The organism is Pseudomonas sp. GW821-FHT04D07 (genome assembly GCF_059420225.1).
This window is the reverse complement of sequence record NZ_JBWKTH010000012.1, coordinates 112,624-130,180: the sequence shown is the minus strand read 5'-3', so window position 1 is coordinate 130,180 and position 17,557 is coordinate 112,624. Positions and strand designations below refer to the sequence as shown.

Genomic DNA, 17,557 nt, shown 5'->3' with positions numbered 1-17,557 from the left:
AATAGATACTGCGGACACAGGTCTTGATCATGGGTATCGACTACCGGGCCAGAGGGCAGCGCTGCAGCGCTGCCCGTACCGCATCAACTCAAGCCACGATATCCGTGACCGCTGCCTGACCCACGGTGGTCACCAGGAAATCGGCGACGCCGTGTCCGGAGAAGTCCACCGCCAGGGTACCCAGGTTGCTGCCCGAGGCATACGTCAGCAGAGCATCGCCGGCATGGCCGGTGAATGCGTTGACGAAGGTCAGGCCCGAACCATGGGTGATCCCGGACAAATCGATCTTGTCCTGGCCACTGGTGAAATCCATGATCCGGTCGGCGGCATTCGGCGCCGAGTCGGAAACGGCGGCGAACACAAAGGTATCGCTGCCCGAACCACCCCAGAGTTTGTCGGCACCGCCAGCCCCGTAGAGGATGTCGTTGCCGGCACCGCCGCGCAGTTCGTTGGCCACGTCGTTGCCGATCAGCAGGTCGTTGCCCGAACCGCCGATGGCGTTCTCGATCGTGACACCCTGGGAAATGGAGATATTGCCCACCATGCCGCCAACGTCGGAAAACGAGCCGTCATGCAGGTTGATCTTCTGGTTCTGGGTGAACCCGGAGAAGTCCAGGGTGTCATTGCCGCCACCGTCCCAGACCGAGAACACCAGCTTGTCCGAAGACGAGGTGGCGCTCAGGTAGTCGCGACCGGCATTGGAGTTGAACCCATAGGTGGTATCACCGGCACGGGTGCTGTAGTTGGCGCCGTAGAGTTTCTGGATCGCCGCGATATCATCCATCAGCGGGCCCGAGGAATAAGCCTCGACCCCGCCTTTGCTGAAGTTCTGGCTGGTGTTGCTCTCGCTCCAGTAACTCATGACGCTGTAGCCGCGGGTGTCCTGAGCATAGGACGCGTCATTGTAGGTCGGGTTGCCTTCGCCGGCGTTGTAGTCACCGGGATGAGCCAGGCCGAGGGTATGGCCGATCTCATGGGTCAGGGTCTGGCGACCGTAGTTGTTCAGGCCAGGCGTCTTGTTGACGTTGTAGCCGCTGCCGGTCAGGTACCAGGACTGGCCGTCGTAGCCAGGCTCGGTTCCCGGCAGAAAGGCGAATGCGGCCGCGCCTTCCTGTCCGCCACTGTAGTTACCGAAGGTCATATGACCATCGCCACCTTTCGCGGCCTCCGTGAAGGTCACGTTGGCCACGTCCGCCCAGGATTGCATGGACAGAACGGCCTGCGACTTCTGCAACGCGCTGAACTGACTGAACCCGGTGACGCCCAGACCGCTGAAATTCGAGGTCTGGGAAGTCAGAAAGCTGTAGGTCAGTTCGATCTTGCCGCTGCCGTCCAGATCGTGCCAGGCGGCACCGTCACGCAACAGTTGCGTGGCGGCTTGATCGACGGAGTAGGAGGGTTTGCCATTGACCGTGAGGTTGCCGCCACGGTCGTATTGATGGCTGAAGCTATCGATCTGGTTAAAGGCGGAACTTGTACCGTTGGCCGCCAGTGCCGCCTCCGGGGAAACAATAGCTTTGGTTTTGACTTTCGACATAAACACACTTCCTTGTTTGCAAGTGAAACAGTTTTTGTCAGATAGCGACAATCCCTTGGCGAGATCATCCTATCACTCGCCCTTTTTGAAGGCAGCGAGAAACTGACACAATCTGAAATCAAACGTCCAGCGTTTTTTTGATAGCAAATCGCCAAAACAAGGAAAACGCCTACAAACATTGGTCTATGTCGTGAAAGTTTTTTATGACAATAACGACCGACTCCAGCAAGCAGACTTTCGGAAAACTTCAAGCCACAAGAATACACATGCGAAGTGCATCAATAAATGACCGAGTAGTCATTTCCTTACTTATACATTTCCCGGCCACCCGCATGTCCTGAGTGCATTCAGGACAACTTCGCCCTTTAACGCCGGCACCGCTGTTCCATCGGCGCTGGTCATGTCCTCGCCGGCCAGCAGAGCATTGATGATCGCCTCCTCCACCGCTTCGGCGGCCGCCAGGAACAGCGGGGAAATATGGTCATTGTTGACCATCGTCAGTGGGCTGCTGAAAGGCCGGTCCTTGCGCCCGTAATCGGCCGTCGGTATTTGCTCGTTGCCGGTGGCGAAGGCCAGGAAGATATCGCCGCTGGAGTCCTCGGTGCCACCACCGGTACGGGCGATACCGATAGAGGCCCGTTGCGCCAGGCGCTGGCATTGATGAGGCAGCAACGGTGCATCGGTGGCGAGGACTACCACGATCGAGCCCATCCCCGGACTGCCGCGGCGGGCGAAAGGCGACGGGATGTCCAGCAACTGGCGACCGACCGGATAGCCATCCACCCGCAGCTCCTGGCGTTTGCCATGGTTAGCCTGGACCAATGCACCGACGATCCAGCCGCCCTGCGCTGCCGGCAAACGCCGTGACGAAGTGCCGATACCCCCTTTGAACTCGTGGCAGATCATCCCGGTACCGCCCCCCACCGCGCCTTCAGTTACCGGCCCGGGCTTGGCATCGGCCAACGCTTCACGGACCTGCGTGGGGCCGACATGCTGGCCCCAGATATCGTTGAGCACCCCGTCATAGGTCTCCATGACCACCGGCATGCACCAGTACACTGCCGGGTCCGCCAGGCTGTCACGCTCGTCGGCGATCAGCGCATCGCGCACCACACCCACACTATGGGTATTGGTGATCGCCACCGGCGTGGTCAGCAGCCCGGCTTCGCGAATCCACTCCAGCCCCGTGGCATCGCCATTGCCGTTGAGCACATGGCAACCGGCAAAACAGGGTTGCGCCCGCGCCACCCCGGCTCGTGGCTGGATCAGCGTCACCCCGGTGCGTACCTGCTTGCCGTCGATTTCGCTCTTCAGCGTACTGTGACCGACCCGTACCCCCGGCACATCGGTGATGGCATTGAGTGGACCCGGTGTTCCCAGGCCCAGGGTGATTCCCCATTCGCGCGCGCGCATAATCCCTCTCTGTCTGCGTATTTGAAATGTGCCGCCACTCTAGGCGCTCGTCACCTGCCCGCCAATTCCCCTATCGGGGTAGTGTCGAGCCCTTGCACGGATCTTCTAGACGGATACCCGACCGCAGGCATTAACTGAACCACTGCACGATTGACCACGACTCCGGGAACCCCATGTCCAGCACCGCCAACCACTGGGTCGACCTGAACCAGGACCGGGACACCGGCATTGAAACGCTGCGCGCGCGTTTCCAAGGCCATACCCATGCCTATGATGCCCACTGGCACGACAGCTACCTGGTGGGAGTCACCGAGCAAGGCGTGCAGCAGTTCAATTGCCGTCGCACCCGCTACCAGAGCCTGGCGGGCAACGTATTTCTGCTCGAACCCGGCGAGATCCACGACGGCGACGCCCCCACTGAAGGCGGTTTCACCTACCGAACGATCTATCTCGACCCGCACTGGCTGGAACGGGAACTGAGCGCGCTGTTCGAGGAGGCCCCAGCGGGTAGCCAATTGAGTTTTGCCAACACCCTGGCCACCGACACCCGCCTGGCCCAGGCCACCAGTGCCGCGTTCCAGGCCATTCACACCCAGGAATTGCGCATTGTCCGGCAAAGCGCCCTCGACCAGATGTTCGCCAGCCTCACCGACCATCTGCACTGGCGCGCCCGCTACCGCGACGACCCGCGCCTGCCGCGGGTCGCGCAGGTCGCCCGCGAGTACCTGCACGCCCATCTGCAACACGACCTGAGCCTGGATGAGGTCGCCGCCGTCTGCGGTGTCGACCGCTTCCGCCTGACCCGCGCTTTCAAGGCCGCCTACGGCCTGCCGCCCCATGCCTACCTGGTGCAATTACGGGTGGCCAAGGCCCGGCAACTGCTGTCCCGGGGCGAAACCCCGGCGAACGTCGCCGTGACCCTGGGCTTTGCCGACCAGAGCCACCTGGGCCGCTGGTTCGTGCGCGCCTATGGGCTGACGCCCGCCGCCTACCGCAAGCGCTGCTCAAATCTTCCAGACGCCTGAAGCGGCACACGGGAAGATCGCTGCATCGATCTTTCCCCGGAGCCCGCCGCCATGTTGTCCAGTCTTTCCAGCCTCCTGCCCTTTGTGCTCTTCGCCATCGTCGCCTCCGTCACTCCCGGGCCGAACAACATCCTGGTGCTGAGTAACAGTGCCCGCCATGGTTTGGCGGCAGCGCTGCCGATCATCCTCGGCGCCGGTGCTGGCGCCGCACTGATCGTCCTGCTGGTGGGCAGCGGTGTCGGTGAATCACTGGCACGACTGCCCCAGGTGCGGACGGGCATGCAATGGCTCGGCATCGCCTGGCTGAGCTACCTGGCCTGGCAGATCTTCAGCGCCCCGGCCCACGCCATCGACCCCGATGCGGCCCCGGTCAAACGCCTCGGCCTGCTGGGCGCGGCCAGCCTGCAACTGATCAACCCGAAGGTCTGGATGATGGCCCTGGCGGTGGTCGGCGTGTTCGCCGGCAGCGGCGCCGAGCGCCAGGCCCACGTGCTGTCGCTGTCCCTGGTGTTCTTCCTGGTGTCGCTGCCGTGCATGAGCCTGTGGGCGGTGCTCGGGGTCGGCTCCGCGCGGTTGTTTCGCTCGCCCCTGGCGATGCAGCGGTTCAATCGCTGCATGGCGTTGTTGCTGCTGGTTTCGACCTGGCTGAGCGTGCTGGTATAACGGGGCGGGAGTCGCCGCAGTGCAAAAGCCGGTCGCACTGGTGCGCTTTTGCCAGCAGCCGGCTGCGTAACGTGGCCGGACGGTGCATGAAGACACCGAACTCCACAATAAACGACCTGCCGCGAGACCTGCGTATCATGAAAAGACTGTTCAACAGCTGTCTGTTCCTCTGCGGTACCGCCCTCCTGAGCACCAGCGTACTGGCCTCCGAAGACGCTTCCTGCAAGACCGTGCGCATGGGCGTGGTCAACTGGACCGACGTCATCGCCACCAGTGGCATGGCTGACGTGCTGCTCAATGGACTGGGCTATGAAAGCAAGCAGACCAGCGCCGTGCAGCAGATCATCTTTGCCGGGATCCGTGACAAACGCCTGGATATCTTCCTCGGCTACTGGAAACCGGCGATGGACAAGAACATCGCGCCTTTTATCGCCGCCAACCAGGTCAAGGTCCTGGCCCAGCCCAGCCTGTCCGACGCCCAGGCCACCCTCGCCGTGCCGCAATACGTGGCTGACGCGGGCCTGAAGACCTTCGCCGATATCGCCAAGTTCAAGGACAAGCTCGGCGGCAAGATCTATGGCATCGAGCCCGGCAGCGGCGCCAACACCACCATCAAGACCATGATCGATACCGACCACTTCGGCCTCAAGGGTTTCAACCTGGTGGAGTCCGGGGAAGCCGGGATGCTCGCGGCGGTACAGCGGGCGGTCAACCGCAAGGAGTTCGTGGTCTTCGTCGGCTGGACCCCGCACCCGATGAACATCAATATGAAAATCGCCTACCTGACCGGCAGCGAAGATGTCTACGGGCCTAACGAAGGCGCGGCCACCGTATCCACCGTCACCGCCCCGGATTACGCCCAGCGTTGCCCGAACGTCAACAAGCTGCTGGAAAACCTGACGTTCAGCGCCGCCCAGGAAAGCCAACTGATGGTACCGATCATGGAGCGCCAGACACCCCAGGACGTGGCGAAAAAATGGCTGCGCGATCACCCGGAAGATCTGCAGAAATGGCTGAGCGGCGTGACCAGTGTTGACGGCAAGGACGGCGTGGCAACCGTGCAGGCCAGTTTGAAATAGCGCTAATTGTAGGCGCGCAGCTGCGGTGTTTGGGTGGGAGCGGTGCTTGCCCGCGAAGCTTTTAGCGTCCTCACGGGCCTCTTCGCGGGCAAGCTCCGCTCCCACAATAAAGCACCTATCTCCAGACCAATAACGCTCCTACCGGTTTTCCTGCCATCCAGAACACAGCTGAGACTGCGCATGACCGATTACCCGCTCTCTCCCGAACTCAGCGCCTTTGTCGCCAGGACCCTCGATTTCAGCTATCCGGATACCAGCATCAACGGTCTGCGCGTCGGCTACAGCGCCATGTGCAGGGCTTTCACCCCGGCACGCCCGGCGGACATCAGTGTCAGCGAACAACTGATCGATCAGGTGCCCATCCGCCAATACCGCCCGACTTCAGCAGTACCTGCCAATGGCTGGCCCAGCGTGGTCTACCTGCATGGTGGCGGCTGGGTGGTCGGCGACCTCGACTCCCATGATTTCATCACCGCTGAACTGGCGTCCCTGCTCAACGCCGTGGTCATCGCCGTCGACTATCGACTCGCGCCGGAACATCCCTTTCCGGCGGCCTTCGACGATTGCCTGGCGGTGTGGCGCGGCTTGCAAGCTGACGCCGCGACCTGGCAACTGGACCCGCAACGCATGGCGATTGCCGGCGACAGCGCCGGTGGCAATCTCGCCGCCGCCGTGTGCCTGGCCCTGCGTGATGCCGGGCAAGCGCAGCCGCGGCTGCAAGCCCTGATCTACCCGGGGCTGGGGGGTGACGAGCGGCTGCCCTCGCGCAGCGAATGCGCCGACGCGCCGTTGCTCAGCACCAGCGATGTGCACGGCTATCACGCCTTGTACCTGCCGGGTTCGGCCAAGCCTGCGGCCTATGCGATGCCGTTGCAGGCCACGGATCTGCGCGACCTGGCCCCGGCGTTTATCGCCGTGGCGCAATTCGACCCCTTGCGCGATGACGGCGTGCAGTACACCGAGCGCCTTGCAGCAGCCGGTGTCGCCGTGGCTTTCCATCCCGGTCACGGCCTGGTGCATGGCTGCCTGCGGGCCCGCGGCCTGGCGCCGGAGGTGGATCTGCTCTACGCCAAACTCCTCGCCGCATTGCGCCGCTCCCTGGACCTGTAATCGACCTGGCCGGCAAAAAGTGACTTGACGACCACCCTGGTCTTGAGTTCTCCTGAAACCGGTTTCAGTGCTGATGTACAAACCGCCTGCCGACAACGCCAAGAAAAGGTTCCAGGCCGTGAACAGTTTTTCCGCTGCCCAACGCAGCCGCGTAACCATGCTCGATGTCGCCGAACGTGCCGGGGTTTCCAAGGCCAGCGTGTCGCGCTTTATCGGCGATGATCGGGCCCTGCTCTCCGAAGCCATCGCCTTGCGTATCGAACAGGCGATCAGCGAACTGGGCTACCGCCCCAACCAGATGGCCCGTGGTCTGAAGCGCGGCCGTACGCGCCTGATCGGCATGCTGGTGGCCGATATCCGCAACCCTTATTCGATTGCCGTGATGCATGGCGTGGAAACCGCCTGTCGCGCCCACGGCTACAGCCTGGTGGTGTGCAACACCGACCGCGACGATCAGCAGGAGCGCCTGCACCTGGCGGCGCTGCGCTCGTACAACATCGAAGGCCTGATCCTCAACACCCTCGGCCATCACCTCGAAGAACTGCAGGAACTGCACCAGGAAATGCCAATGGTGTTGGTGGATCGCAAGGTCGAGCAGTTGGACAGCGACCTGGTCGGCCTCGACAACGCTGCCGCCGTGCGCAGCGCCGTCGACCACCTGGAGCAGCAGGGTTACCGCGACCTGATGCTGGTCAGCGAACCGCTGGACGGCACCAGCTCGCGCCTGGAACGGATCGAGCACTTCAACCGTGAGATCGCCCGGCGCGGCTCGCTGAGCGGTCGCATTGGCCATACAGGTGAGTCACTGCGGCATCAGTTGCAAGACTTCCTGGCCACGCCGGGCCCCGGTCCCAAGGCGCTGTTCTGTGCCAACGGCATCGCCGCCCTGGCCAGCGTCCAGGCCCTGCGCGAACTGGGTTGCAAGCTGTTCGACGATATTGGCCTGATCGCCCTGGACGATCTGGAGTGGTTCCCGCTGGTTGGTAGCGGCATCACTGCCCTCGCCCAGCCCACGCAACAGATCGGCGTCAGTGCCTTCGACTGCCTGTTCAAGCGGTTACGGGGAGACAAGGGCGCCGCGAGAGTCATCGACTTCCCCGCCCAACTGATCGTCCGCGGCTCGACCCGACGAGTAAAAGTGGAGCATCCCTCTTAAGGCGACGCGCCGGGGCAACAGGTTCTGCCTGAGCTTCCACGCCGCCTGCAACCATTTATAGAGGTTCGCCAAAAAATGAAACCGGTTTCAGAGGTACAACAACAATGAAAGAACAGCTGTTTCCCGTCTCTATCAGCCTCTCCAGCTACGGTGCGCCGCTGGTCCGCGAACGCGGCCAGGAAAGCTTTATCGAACTGCTGGCCGAGGCCGGCGCCCGTCGTATCGAAGTGCGCGAAGAACTGCTGACCGATGAACACCCCCAGCGCTTTGCGAGCCGTACCGCCGCCATGGGCCTGGAGTGCGCCTACTCGTCACCCCTGGAGCTGTGGCCCGCCGGTCAGTCACACCCGGACTCGCAACTGGCGGCCACCCTGCGGCGCGCCGAAGCCTTTGGCGCCCGCTGGCTGAAAGTCTCCCTGGGCTACTTCAGTGACAACAGCGACCTGTCGAACCTGGCGGGGTTGTTGTCGGCCTCAGCGGTGCACCTGCTGGTGGAGAACGACCAGACCACCCAGGGCGGGCGCATCGAACCCTTGCAGCGCTTTTTCGATCAGGTTGAGCAACAGCGCCTGCCGGTGAAAATGACCTTCGATATCGGCAACTGGCACTGGCAGGACCAATCCGCCAGCAGCGCGGCACGCCTGCTCGGCCGGCATGTCGACTACCTGCACTGCAAGGCCGTGGCCCAGCGCGCGGACGGCAAGCTCGTCGCCCTGCCACCGAGCGCCATCGATCTGGAGCGGTGGGAAGGTTTGATCGGTCAGATGAGTCAAGGTTTGACCCGGGCCGTGGAATACCCGCTGCAAGGCGACGACCTGTTGGCCGTCACCCGCGAACACGTGCACACCCTCGCCCGCCTGGGCCGGTCCATGGAGGAAACGGCCCATGCCTGAGATCGAAATCCTCTCGTTCGGCGAAACCATGGCGATGTTCGTCGCCGAACAGACCGGCGACCTGGCCCGGGTCGGGCACTTCCACAAACGCATCGCCGGAGCCGACAGCAACGTCGCCATCGGCCTCGCGCGCCTGGGCTTCAAGGTGAACTGGCTGAGCCGGGTCGGCGCCGACTCCCTGGGCCGTTTCGTCATCGACACCCTGCAAGGCGAAGGCCTGCACTGTGACCACGTAGACATCGACCCGACCTGTGCCACCGGTTTTCAACTCAAGTCCAGGGAAGACCAGGGCCAGGACCCACAGGTGGAATATTTCCGCCGCGGTTCGGCGGCCAGCCACCTGTCAGTGGCCGATATCCGCCCGGAACTGCTCAAGGCCCGCCATCTGCACGCCACCGGTATTCCGCCGGCCCTGTCGGCCAGCGCCCGCGAGCTGTCGTTCGAACTGATGACGCAGATGGCGGCCGCCGGACGCAGCGTGTCCTTCGATCCCAATCTGCGGCCGAGCCTGTGGGCCAGCGAAAAACAGATGATCGAGGACATCAACGCCCTCGCCGCTCTCGCCCATTGGGTGCTGCCGGGGCTGAGCGAGGGCCGCTTACTCAGTGGCTACCAGGAGCCCCGCGACATCGCCGCCTTCTACCTCGACCAGGGCGCCGCCGTCGTCGCCATCAAGCTCGGGGCCGACGGCGCCTACTACCGGACCCAGCAAGACGAGGGTTTTGTCGCCGCCGTGCCGGTGCAAACCGTGGTGGACACGGTCGGGGCCGGTGACGCTTTCGCCGTCGGTGTGGTCAGTGCGCTGCTGGAGAACCACAGCGTGGCCCAGGCCGTGGCGCGCGGCAACTGGATCGGCGCCCAGGCGGTGCAGAGCCGCGGCGACATGGAAGGTCTGCCGACCCGGGAACAACTGACAGCGGCGCACCGCCCCGCGCCAGTCGATTAAGCAAGACCAGGTTTTTTGAATGCCACCTGCTGCGACAAAAACAACAAGCTCAGGAGCCACACCATGCATACGCTGAAACTCGCCACCCGCCGCTGGTGGTACATCATGCCCATCGTTTTCATCACCTACAGCCTGGCGTACCTGGATCGCGCCAACTACGGCTTCGCCGCCGCCTCGGGCATGGCTGCCGACCTCAACATCACCCCCGGCCTGTCGTCGCTGCTTGGCGCACTGTTCTTTCTCGGCTATTTCTTCTTCCAGGTGCCTGGCGCCCTCTACGCGCAGAAACACAGCGTGAAAAAGCTGATCTTCGTCAGCCTGATCCTCTGGGGCGGCCTGGCCACCCTCACCGGCATCGTCTCCAACGCTTATATGCTGATCGGCATCCGCTTCATGCTCGGCGTGGTCGAAGCCGCCGTGATGCCGGCGATGCTGGTGTACCTGTGCCATTGGTTCACCCGCGCCGAGCGCTCACGGGCCAATACCTTCCTGATCCTCGGCAACCCGGTGACCATGCTCTGGATGTCGGTGGCCTCGGGCTATCTGGTGCAGCACTTCAGCTGGCGCTGGATGTTTATCGTCGAAGGCCTGCCGGCGGTGATCTGGGCCTTTATCTGGTGGCGCTTGGCCGACGAACGCCCAGCCCGGGCGAGCTGGCTCAGCGCGCAAGAGAAGCGCGACCTGGACAGCGCCCTGGCCGCCGAGCAGGTCGGCATCAAGGCGGTGAAGAACTATGCCCAGGCGTTCCGCGAACCCAAGGTGATCATCCTCGCCCTGCAGTTCTTCTGCTGGAGCATCGGCGTCTATGGCTTTGTGCTGTGGCTGCCGTCAATTCTCAAGAGCGGCCTGAAGATGGACATGGTCGAAGCCGGCTGGTTGTCGGCCTTGCCCTATCTGGCCGCGGTGATCGCCATGCTCGCGGTGTCCTGGGGTTCGGACAAGCTGCAGCGGCGCAAACGCTTTGTCTGGCCGCCGTTGCTGGTGGCTTCGCTGGCGTTCTATGCCTCCTACGCCCTGGGCGCGGAGCATTTCTGGTGGTCCTACAGCTTGCTGGTGCTCGCCGGCGCCTGCATGTACGCGCCCTACGGGCCGTTCTTTGCGATTGTCCCGGAAATCCTCCCGGCCAACGTCGCCGGTGGCGCCATGGCACTGATCAACAGCATGGGTGCCCTCGGCTCCTTCGGCGGCTCCTACCTGGTGGGCTACCTGAACAGCGAAACCGGTTCGCCAGGGGCTTCCTACCTGTTGATGAGCGCTGCCCTGTTGCTGTCGGTGGTGCTGACCGTGTTCCTCCATCCCGGCGCCAGCGATCGCGCAGCCCCCAAGGGCCTGCCGACGCGGCGTGCGCTTTCCCATCCCTGAACCTGTCGAGCGAATCCGATGAAAAAACCGGTTGTGTTGTACAAGAAACTCTCGCCCCCGCTGATGGCTCGCCTGCATGAGCACACCCAGGTCACCCTGATCGAGGACGTGGGGGACAACGGCCTGGCACAACTGCGCGCGGCCCTGCCCGAGGCACGGGGCCTGCTCGGTGCCAGCCTGAAACTGGACGCGGCGCTGCTCGACCTGGCCCCGCGACTGGAAGCCATCGCCAGTGTCTCGGTCGGCGTTGATAATTACGATATCGACTACCTGAACCGCCGGCGGATCCTGCTCAGCAACACCCCGGACGTCCTCACCGAAACCACCGCCGACACCGGGTTCGCCCTGATCCTGGCCACCGCCCGGCGCGTGGTGGAGCTGGCGAACCTGGTGCGCAACAAGCAGTGGACGCGAAATATCGGCCCGCTGCATTTCGGCAGCGATGTACATGGCAAGAAGCTCGGCATCATCGGCATGGGACGGATCGGCGAAGCCCTGGCCCAGCGTGGGCATTTCGGTTTCGGCATGCCGGTGCTCTACCACAGTCACTCGCCCAAGCCGGCAGTGGAACAGCGTTTCAATGCGCGCTACCTGGGGCTGCACGCACTCTTGCAGGAGGCCGACTTCATCTGCCTGACCTTGCCCCTGACCGCTGAAACCGAGGGACTGATCGGTGCCCGGGAGTTGGCCCTGATGCGCCCGGAAAGTATTTTCATCAATATTTCCCGGGGCAAGGTGGTGAACGAACAGGCCTTGATCCAGGCCTTGCAGAACCGCCAGATCCGCGGCGCCGGCCTCGACGTATTCGATCGCGAACCGCTGGCGCCGGACTCGCCCTTGCTGAGCCTAAGCAATGTGGTGGCCACGCCGCATATCGGCTCGGCCACCCATGAGACCCGCGAAGCCATGGCGCGCTGCGCGGTGGACAATCTGCTGGCGGCTCTGGCCGGAGAACGGCCGGCGAACCTGGTCAATCCGCAGGCCTACCCGAACTGACGCCAGTGCGGGTAGCGAGCGTTGCCAGGACGCGGCAACGCTCGAGGCTCAGATCACGAAGCGCGCGACCATGGTATTGAGGTCCACCGCCAGGCGCGACAGTTCCTGACTGGCGACGCTGGTCTGGTTGGCACCGGCGACCGACTGGGAAGCCAGGTCGCGGATGTTCACCAGGTTGCGGTCCACTTCACGGGACACCTGGGCCTGCTCTTCCGAGGCGCTGGCGATCACCAGGTTGCGTTCGTTGATCAGGTTGATGGATTGAGTGATCTGCTCCAGCGCCACACCGGCGGCACGGGCCATCTCCAGGGTGCTCTGGGTCCGCTGGTTGCTCTGCTGCATCGATTGCACGGCCTGGCCGGTGCCATTCTGGATCCCGGCGACCATCTGCTCGATTTCCTTGGTCGACTGCTGGGTGCGATGGGCCAGCGCCCGCACTTCATCGGCCACCACCGCAAAACCGCGCCCGGCCTCGCCTGCCCGCGCGGCTTCGATGGCGGCGTTGAGGGCCAGCAGGTTGGTCTGTTCGGCAATCGCGCGGATCACATCCAGCACCTGGCCGATGTCGCGGCCCTGGGTCGCCAACCCTTCGATCAGCACCGAGGTGCTTTGCACGTCCTGGGTCATGACCTGGATCGCCTCCACCGTCTGGACGACACGGTCGCGTCCATCACGGGCCGCCTGATTGGAATGCTGCGAAGCTTCGGAGGTCGACACTGCGTTGCGCGCCACTTCTTCGACTGCGCTGGTCATTTCGTTGACCGCCGTGGCCGCCTGCTCGATCTCGTTGTTCTGCTGCTGCAACCCGCGGGACGACTCCTCGGTCACCGCGCTGAGCTCTTCGGCCGCCGACGCCAACTGGGTGGCCGAACCAGAGATTTGCTCGATGGTCTTGCGCAGATTGCCTTGCATTGCCAACAACGCGCCGAGCAACCGGGCCGGCTCATCCTTGCCTTCAACGGCAATGGCCTTGGTCAGGTTACCGCCGGCAATGGTTTCAGCCGCTTCGACCGCCTTGTTCAGCGGCACGACGATGCTGCGGGTCAACAACCAGGCCAAGAGCACGGTCATCGCCGCCGCCAGAGCCGAGACCAGAAGAATGCCGAGGCTGGCGTTGTTATATTGCTCGCCAGCTTTGTTCGATGCGTCCGTGGCCCCCTTCATGTTGATTTCCACCAACAGCTTGAGCTGCTCCTCCATCACATCCGAATTGGTCTTGAGCTGGTTTTTCATCAGGTTACCCAACTCCTCGACCTTGTTCTGGCGCGATAGCTCCAACGCCTGGTTCAGGCCCCCTATATAAGTATCGAGCGTCGCGGCGAACGCCTTGTACTTGGCCAGCGCATCCCCATCAGCCGTTAAATCTGCGTAGGCTTTCTCGTCCTTGCGAACTTTTTCGATCAGACCAACGATGCGCGGATACTCGCTCTGCAAGGACTCGGGCTCACGGTTGATCAGAATCCGATAGAACACAATACGCATACGCAGAATGTATTCGCCCACATTGTCCAGATATTTCACGCTGGGCAGTTGATGGGTATACATATCAACGGACGCTTGACGAATCACCGTCATGCGAGTTTGGGAAAAGACCCCTAGCACAATCACCAGTAATGCAATGAATGCGAAACCGAGAAAGGCGCGAGGAGCGATTTTCATATTTCGTAGGGACATGGACTGCTCTCTTATAGACGTGATGTTCTTCGCCGACTCGAGTACACCGGAAAACGTAAGCAGACCCGGCGCGAGTGAGGCCATCTCGTTGCATTCCCTGCTGGAATTTATACAGGTCAGGTACATGACAAGGATGGCAATGGGAGGAAAGGTAAAAGCTATTGCGCATCAGCATTCGAGACGATACCGATCAAGCGCTTTTTCTGGATACACAGACAACCGACAGCCTTGCGCGCCGCCTGTATTGGCGACGCGCAAGGCTGGACGATCAGGATGAAAAATCAGTTACCTGGTTCGAAGACGGCAACGCAACCATCACAACCACCGCCCTTCGCGCCGAGCGGCACGAAGACGTGGTTATTCTTCTCGCTGACAGCGACCGAATGCGGGGTACCGCCAGACAGTTTTATGCGCTGGACGAGGGTGTTGGATTTCGCGTCGATGACGCCGAGTTCCGGGGCACCCGGCATGTTGCGCGAAGCGCTGTAATATTGATTGACTTTCGGATTGTAGGCGACCATGTCGGCTGCACCGAGACCAGGAATGACCTTGACCACCGAACCGTCGGTTTTCATGACCACGAGCACCGGCTTCAGGCCGCCGTCCTTGCTCCCAGCGTCGCAACCCAACAGCAGATTTGCGCCAGGTCCTTTCACCAGCCCATTGGGATGGCAGTCATCCACAGGCATCAGTTTCTCGAGCTTGCCGCTGCTCGGGTCGATGACGGCGACTGCGCCCTTGGCCTTATCCTTCTTCAACTCGGGAACCGAAACATAGAACTTCTTCGTCACAGCATCGTAGATAGGCTGCTCGATTCCGTCCGTGGCATCCTCAAAAACAATCTTGGACACGACTTTATGCCCGGCCTCGGTCGAGAACAGCGTCAGGAACGGCGGCTCGTCAGCATTGTTGCCGACAATCACAACGTGGGCGTCTGGATCGTATGCCATCTCGTCAACCCGGGACTTTCCGCCGGTCGAAAGGGTAGCAGTGACTTTTTTCGTCTTGAGGTCGATGACCTTCACAGTACTGTCGCCGTCGCCGGCCCACAAATCGCCGCCAGCGACGACGACACCGTTCGGACCCGATACAGAACTGCTCTTCAATTGCCCTACGAATCCGCCGAGCAGCCGGTCGACCATTTTGCCGCTGGTGACATCGAACACGTCGACAGACTTGTTGGATCTATCGGCCAAATAGTAAAGGTTGGTTGCCTGATCAACGTAGGTGATGTCGAACCCGTTGAGAGGTTCGCCTGGAACTTCCAATTTTCCGATCTGTTTCAGATCAGCAGCACTCACTGAAGTGGCAATTAAGCTCAAGGCCCATATTGCAGTTGCACAACCCAACAATTTCCGCTGCATATCGTGTTTTCTCCAGAGTTCTTCGGATATTTTTTTTATTCGTTTCCAGTAAGCCGCCCCTAGCCAACCGAGACGTCTAACACCTTCGATCGCCTGGTTAATTTCGGTCAATTGCATACACGATGTCAATATTAGATGTACTCACACGTGCAGATTACGCGCCTTTAGGAAATATTATTACTTGCAGCCCCGCTATTCTGACCGAGTTACAATTCCCTAATTACCCTTGATCAAAACATGTCACACCAAATCAATGGCGAGCCTGACGGAGTCATTAATCCGACATAGCCTTTTCATCAGCATTCACGCTTTATTTCGCCCAAACACGCCACGCTGAAGTCTTCAGAAAAATAGACTCCACACCCGTTTATTCAATACCCGGGTTCCGGGCAATCAACTATAAAAAACCTGCGCAGCTGCTTGAAGTCTCACGCCTGAAAAACTTCATCCAGGGCATGATGCTGGATGATCATGCCCCCCTATAGGTGCTACGCCCCTGCCTATACACGACACTCATGCTGTACGGATTAAGCAATATCCATGAGTGTTGTTGAAACTGGATAATACTCCAGACCTGGAGGGGGGCTTTTCTCTGTCGTCTTATGTCAACTGAGAGATGGCGATCAGCGCCAATGTCACCATGATACCGCCGCCGATGCGCGTGGCGATTTGCGCAAACGGCATCATCTGCATGCGGTTGGCGGCGGTCAAGATCGCCACGTCTCCGGTGCCGCCCTGGCCGCTATGGCAAGCGTTCACGATCGCGGTCTCGATCGGATACATTTTCATCCAGCGCCCGACCACAAAACCCGTCGCCATCAAGGTCACCACCGTTGCCACGATCGTGATCAGGTTGGGCAAATTGAAAGCAGCGACCAGCTTGTCCCACGGGGTCATGACAGCGCCGATCGCGAACAGCAACGGATAAGTCACTGCCGTCGAAAAGAACTTGTAGACGACGAACGAACCTTGCTGCAATTGCGGCGACACCGCGCGCGACAGCTTAAGCACAACCGCGACAAACAGCATGGCGACCGGTGCCGGAAATCCGAACAATTTGAAGGCCATCAACCCGACCATGTACAACGTGATGGCGGTGATGCCGGCCGCGGAGATATGGGAGATATCCATATGCCCCGGCAGGGCTTCTTTGCTCGGCTCCATGTCATCGTGCTCGCCCGGCTGCAGACGGCCTTCGCCGGTCAGGTGCGGATTTTTCTTGCCATAGGCATTCAATAGTCCGGACAGCAGAATAGCCGTCAGACTGCCCAGCATCACCGGCGGCAGAACTTGCGCGAAAACATCACCCTGAGGCACATGCTGGATGGCGGCATAACCGATCGACAACGGGATCGCGCCTTCACCAACGCCGCCTGCCATGATCGGAACGACCAGGTAGAAGAAGGTGTGGAAGGCGCCCAAGCCCAACAAGGTGCCGACCAGGGTGCCGACGATGGCCGCCGCCACGGTGCCGGCAGCGAGCGGCACGAATATCTTCAGAAAGCCCTTGATGAGCACCGTTCTATCCATGCTGAAGATACTGCCGACAATGATCGAGGCAATGAACAGATAAAGGAAATTGGACGACTTGGTAAATTCCGTCACATTCTTGAGAACCAGATCCGGCACCAGATGCTGGAAAGCCAGAAACGAGGGAATGAACGTGGCGAAAATCGCGGCGGCGCCGATATTGCGGAAAAAGGGCAGGCGCTTGCCAAGCTCGGCGCAGCTATAGCCGCCTATCGCCAGAATGGCGATCGACACGGAAATGTCAGTCGGCACCTTGTCGGTGAGGGCGAATCCACCGAGCAACACCAGAAGCAGCAGGTACACCGGCAACGGTATGATACCGATGCGAATCTCCATGATTTTCCACCAGCCGTACGGCCAGAATTTAGTGGGTACTTCATCCTTGCCCACCAGCGGCTGCTCGGACGGACTCGCTTTCATATTTTTCTCCACTGCTTTTATTGTTTTCATTGTTTTGTCAGATCTTCACGCAGCCAAATATATTGACCTCTGCAGAAACCGCAGATTTTGGTCATGCACCCATCACTATATACCGCCAACCTTTCTGACAGCTTTCAATAAAGCCCCTTAATCATATTGACCCCTGCAGAAACCGCAGATTTTAGTCTCGCATCCATTACTATATACCACCCACCTTTCTGGAACCTTTCAACAAAGCCCCTTAACATTAACCTCTGCAGAAATCGCAAATTTTGGTCTTGCGCCCATTACCTTAAACCACCAACCTTTCTGACACCTTTCAATAAAGCGCCTTGAACAAGCGCCCCCCATATTATATGTTCGAACCCTTGTAAAACGGACCGACGGTA

14 protein-coding genes are annotated in these 17,557 nt (G+C 60.9%); 9 read left to right on the top strand and 5 right to left on the bottom strand.

Going from position 1 to position 17,557, the window contains the following annotated elements:
• Nucleotides 1-88: 88 nt before the first annotated feature.
• On the bottom strand, nt 89-1,537 hold the full coding sequence (locus tag AC07T0_RS16515; RefSeq protein ID WP_495002204.1) for a serralysin family metalloprotease: 1,449 nt from the start codon (nt 1,535-1,537) through the stop codon (nt 89-91).
• 309 nt (nt 1,538-1,846) lie between these two features.
• Nucleotides 1,847-2,950, bottom strand: a complete 1,104-nt coding sequence (locus AC07T0_RS16510) for a DmpA family aminopeptidase (protein ID WP_495002203.1) — start codon at nt 2,948-2,950, stop codon at nt 1,847-1,849.
• 173 nt (nt 2,951-3,123) lie between these two features.
• On the opposite strand from AC07T0_RS16510, the gene AC07T0_RS16505 reads away from it, so the two are divergent.
• The 9 genes from AC07T0_RS16505 (at nt 3,124) to AC07T0_RS16465 (ending at nt 12,180) form a co-directional block, all read left to right on the top strand.
• Complete coding sequence (locus AC07T0_RS16505) at nt 3,124-3,975, top strand: helix-turn-helix domain-containing protein (RefSeq protein ID WP_495002202.1); 852 nt, start codon at nt 3,124-3,126, stop codon at nt 3,973-3,975.
• A 51-nt stretch (nt 3,976-4,026) separates the two neighbouring features.
• The gene (locus AC07T0_RS16500) at nt 4,027-4,638 is read left to right on the top strand and encodes a LysE family translocator (RefSeq protein WP_495002201.1); all 612 of its coding nucleotides are present in this window, start codon (nt 4,027-4,029) and stop codon (nt 4,636-4,638) included.
• Between the two features lie 137 nt (nt 4,639-4,775).
• Entirely contained in the window at nt 4,776-5,717 is a 942-nt protein-coding gene (locus AC07T0_RS16495) for a choline ABC transporter substrate-binding protein (protein ID WP_495002200.1), read from the top strand.
• 180 nt (nt 5,718-5,897) lie between these two features.
• Nucleotides 5,898-6,827: an alpha/beta hydrolase gene (locus AC07T0_RS16490; protein WP_495002199.1), complete on the top strand. Its 930-nt coding sequence runs from the start codon at nt 5,898-5,900 to the stop codon at nt 6,825-6,827.
• Nucleotides 6,828-6,945: 118 nt separating this feature from the next.
• Nucleotides 6,946-7,983, top strand: a complete 1,038-nt coding sequence (locus AC07T0_RS16485; protein WP_495002236.1) for a LacI family DNA-binding transcriptional regulator — start codon at nt 6,946-6,948, stop codon at nt 7,981-7,983.
• 104 nt (nt 7,984-8,087) lie between these two features.
• Nucleotides 8,088-8,876: a sugar phosphate isomerase/epimerase family protein gene (locus AC07T0_RS16480; protein WP_495002198.1), complete on the top strand. Its 789-nt coding sequence runs from the start codon at nt 8,088-8,090 to the stop codon at nt 8,874-8,876.
• A complete protein-coding gene (locus AC07T0_RS16475; protein WP_495002197.1) occupies nt 8,869-9,822 on the top strand; it encodes a sugar kinase in 954 nt (317 codons plus the stop codon). Before AC07T0_RS16480 ends, AC07T0_RS16475 begins: the two co-directional genes overlap by 8 nt.
• 63 nt (nt 9,823-9,885) lie before the next feature.
• The gene (locus AC07T0_RS16470; protein WP_495002196.1) at nt 9,886-11,184 is read left to right on the top strand and encodes an MFS transporter; all 1,299 of its coding nucleotides are present in this window, start codon (nt 9,886-9,888) and stop codon (nt 11,182-11,184) included.
• 18 nt (nt 11,185-11,202) lie between these two features.
• Nucleotides 11,203-12,180: an NAD(P)-dependent oxidoreductase gene (locus tag AC07T0_RS16465; protein WP_495002195.1), complete on the top strand. Its 978-nt coding sequence runs from the start codon at nt 11,203-11,205 to the stop codon at nt 12,178-12,180.
• A gap of 48 nt (nt 12,181-12,228) precedes the next feature.
• Here AC07T0_RS16465 and AC07T0_RS16460 read toward each other — a convergent pair whose 3' ends face one another.
• The 3 genes from AC07T0_RS16460 to AC07T0_RS16450 all read right to left on the bottom strand — a co-directional run bounded on the left by AC07T0_RS16460 (nt 12,229) and on the right by AC07T0_RS16450 (nt 17,168).
• Nucleotides 12,229-13,854, bottom strand: coding sequence for a methyl-accepting chemotaxis protein (locus AC07T0_RS16460; protein ID WP_495002194.1), 1,626 nt, complete (start codon nt 13,852-13,854; stop codon nt 12,229-12,231).
• 281 nt (nt 13,855-14,135) lie between these two features.
• Nucleotides 14,136-15,335, bottom strand: a complete 1,200-nt coding sequence (locus AC07T0_RS16455) for a YncE family protein (RefSeq protein WP_495002193.1) — start codon at nt 15,333-15,335, stop codon at nt 14,136-14,138.
• A 483-nt stretch (nt 15,336-15,818) separates the two neighbouring features.
• The gene (locus AC07T0_RS16450) at nt 15,819-17,168 is read right to left on the bottom strand and encodes a 2-hydroxycarboxylate transporter family protein (RefSeq protein ID WP_495002192.1); all 1,350 of its coding nucleotides are present in this window, start codon (nt 17,166-17,168) and stop codon (nt 15,819-15,821) included.
• Nucleotides 17,169-17,557: the final 389 nt, after the last annotated feature.

Bases quoted from the DNA above. Each gene is read 5' to 3' on its own strand.
- AC07T0_RS16515 (WP_495002204.1), bottom strand. From the start codon at position 1,537: ATGTCGAAAGTCAAAACCAAAGCTATTGTTTCCCCGGAGGCGGCACTG.
- AC07T0_RS16510 (WP_495002203.1), bottom strand. From the start codon at position 2,950: ATGCGCGCGCGCGAATGGGGAATCACCCTGGGCCTGGGAACACCGGGT.
- AC07T0_RS16505 (WP_495002202.1), top strand. From the start codon at position 3,124: ATGTCCAGCACCGCCAACCACTGGGTCGACCTGAACCAGGACCGGGAC.
- AC07T0_RS16500 (WP_495002201.1), top strand. From the start codon at position 4,027: ATGTTGTCCAGTCTTTCCAGCCTCCTGCCCTTTGTGCTCTTCGCCATC.
- AC07T0_RS16495 (WP_495002200.1), top strand. From the start codon at position 4,776: ATGAAAAGACTGTTCAACAGCTGTCTGTTCCTCTGCGGTACCGCCCTC.
- AC07T0_RS16490 (WP_495002199.1), top strand. From the start codon at position 5,898: ATGACCGATTACCCGCTCTCTCCCGAACTCAGCGCCTTTGTCGCCAGG.
- AC07T0_RS16480 (WP_495002198.1), top strand. From the start codon at position 8,088: ATGAAAGAACAGCTGTTTCCCGTCTCTATCAGCCTCTCCAGCTACGGT.
- AC07T0_RS16475 (WP_495002197.1), top strand. From the start codon at position 8,869: ATGCCTGAGATCGAAATCCTCTCGTTCGGCGAAACCATGGCGATGTTC.
- AC07T0_RS16470 (WP_495002196.1), top strand. From the start codon at position 9,886: ATGCATACGCTGAAACTCGCCACCCGCCGCTGGTGGTACATCATGCCC.
- AC07T0_RS16465 (WP_495002195.1), top strand. From the start codon at position 11,203: ATGAAAAAACCGGTTGTGTTGTACAAGAAACTCTCGCCCCCGCTGATG.
- AC07T0_RS16460 (WP_495002194.1), bottom strand. From the start codon at position 13,854: ATGTCCCTACGAAATATGAAAATCGCTCCTCGCGCCTTTCTCGGTTTC.
- AC07T0_RS16455 (WP_495002193.1), bottom strand. From the start codon at position 15,335: ATGCAATTGACCGAAATTAACCAGGCGATCGAAGGTGTTAGACGTCTC.
- AC07T0_RS16450 (WP_495002192.1), bottom strand. From the start codon at position 17,168: ATGAAAGCGAGTCCGTCCGAGCAGCCGCTGGTGGGCAAGGATGAAGTA.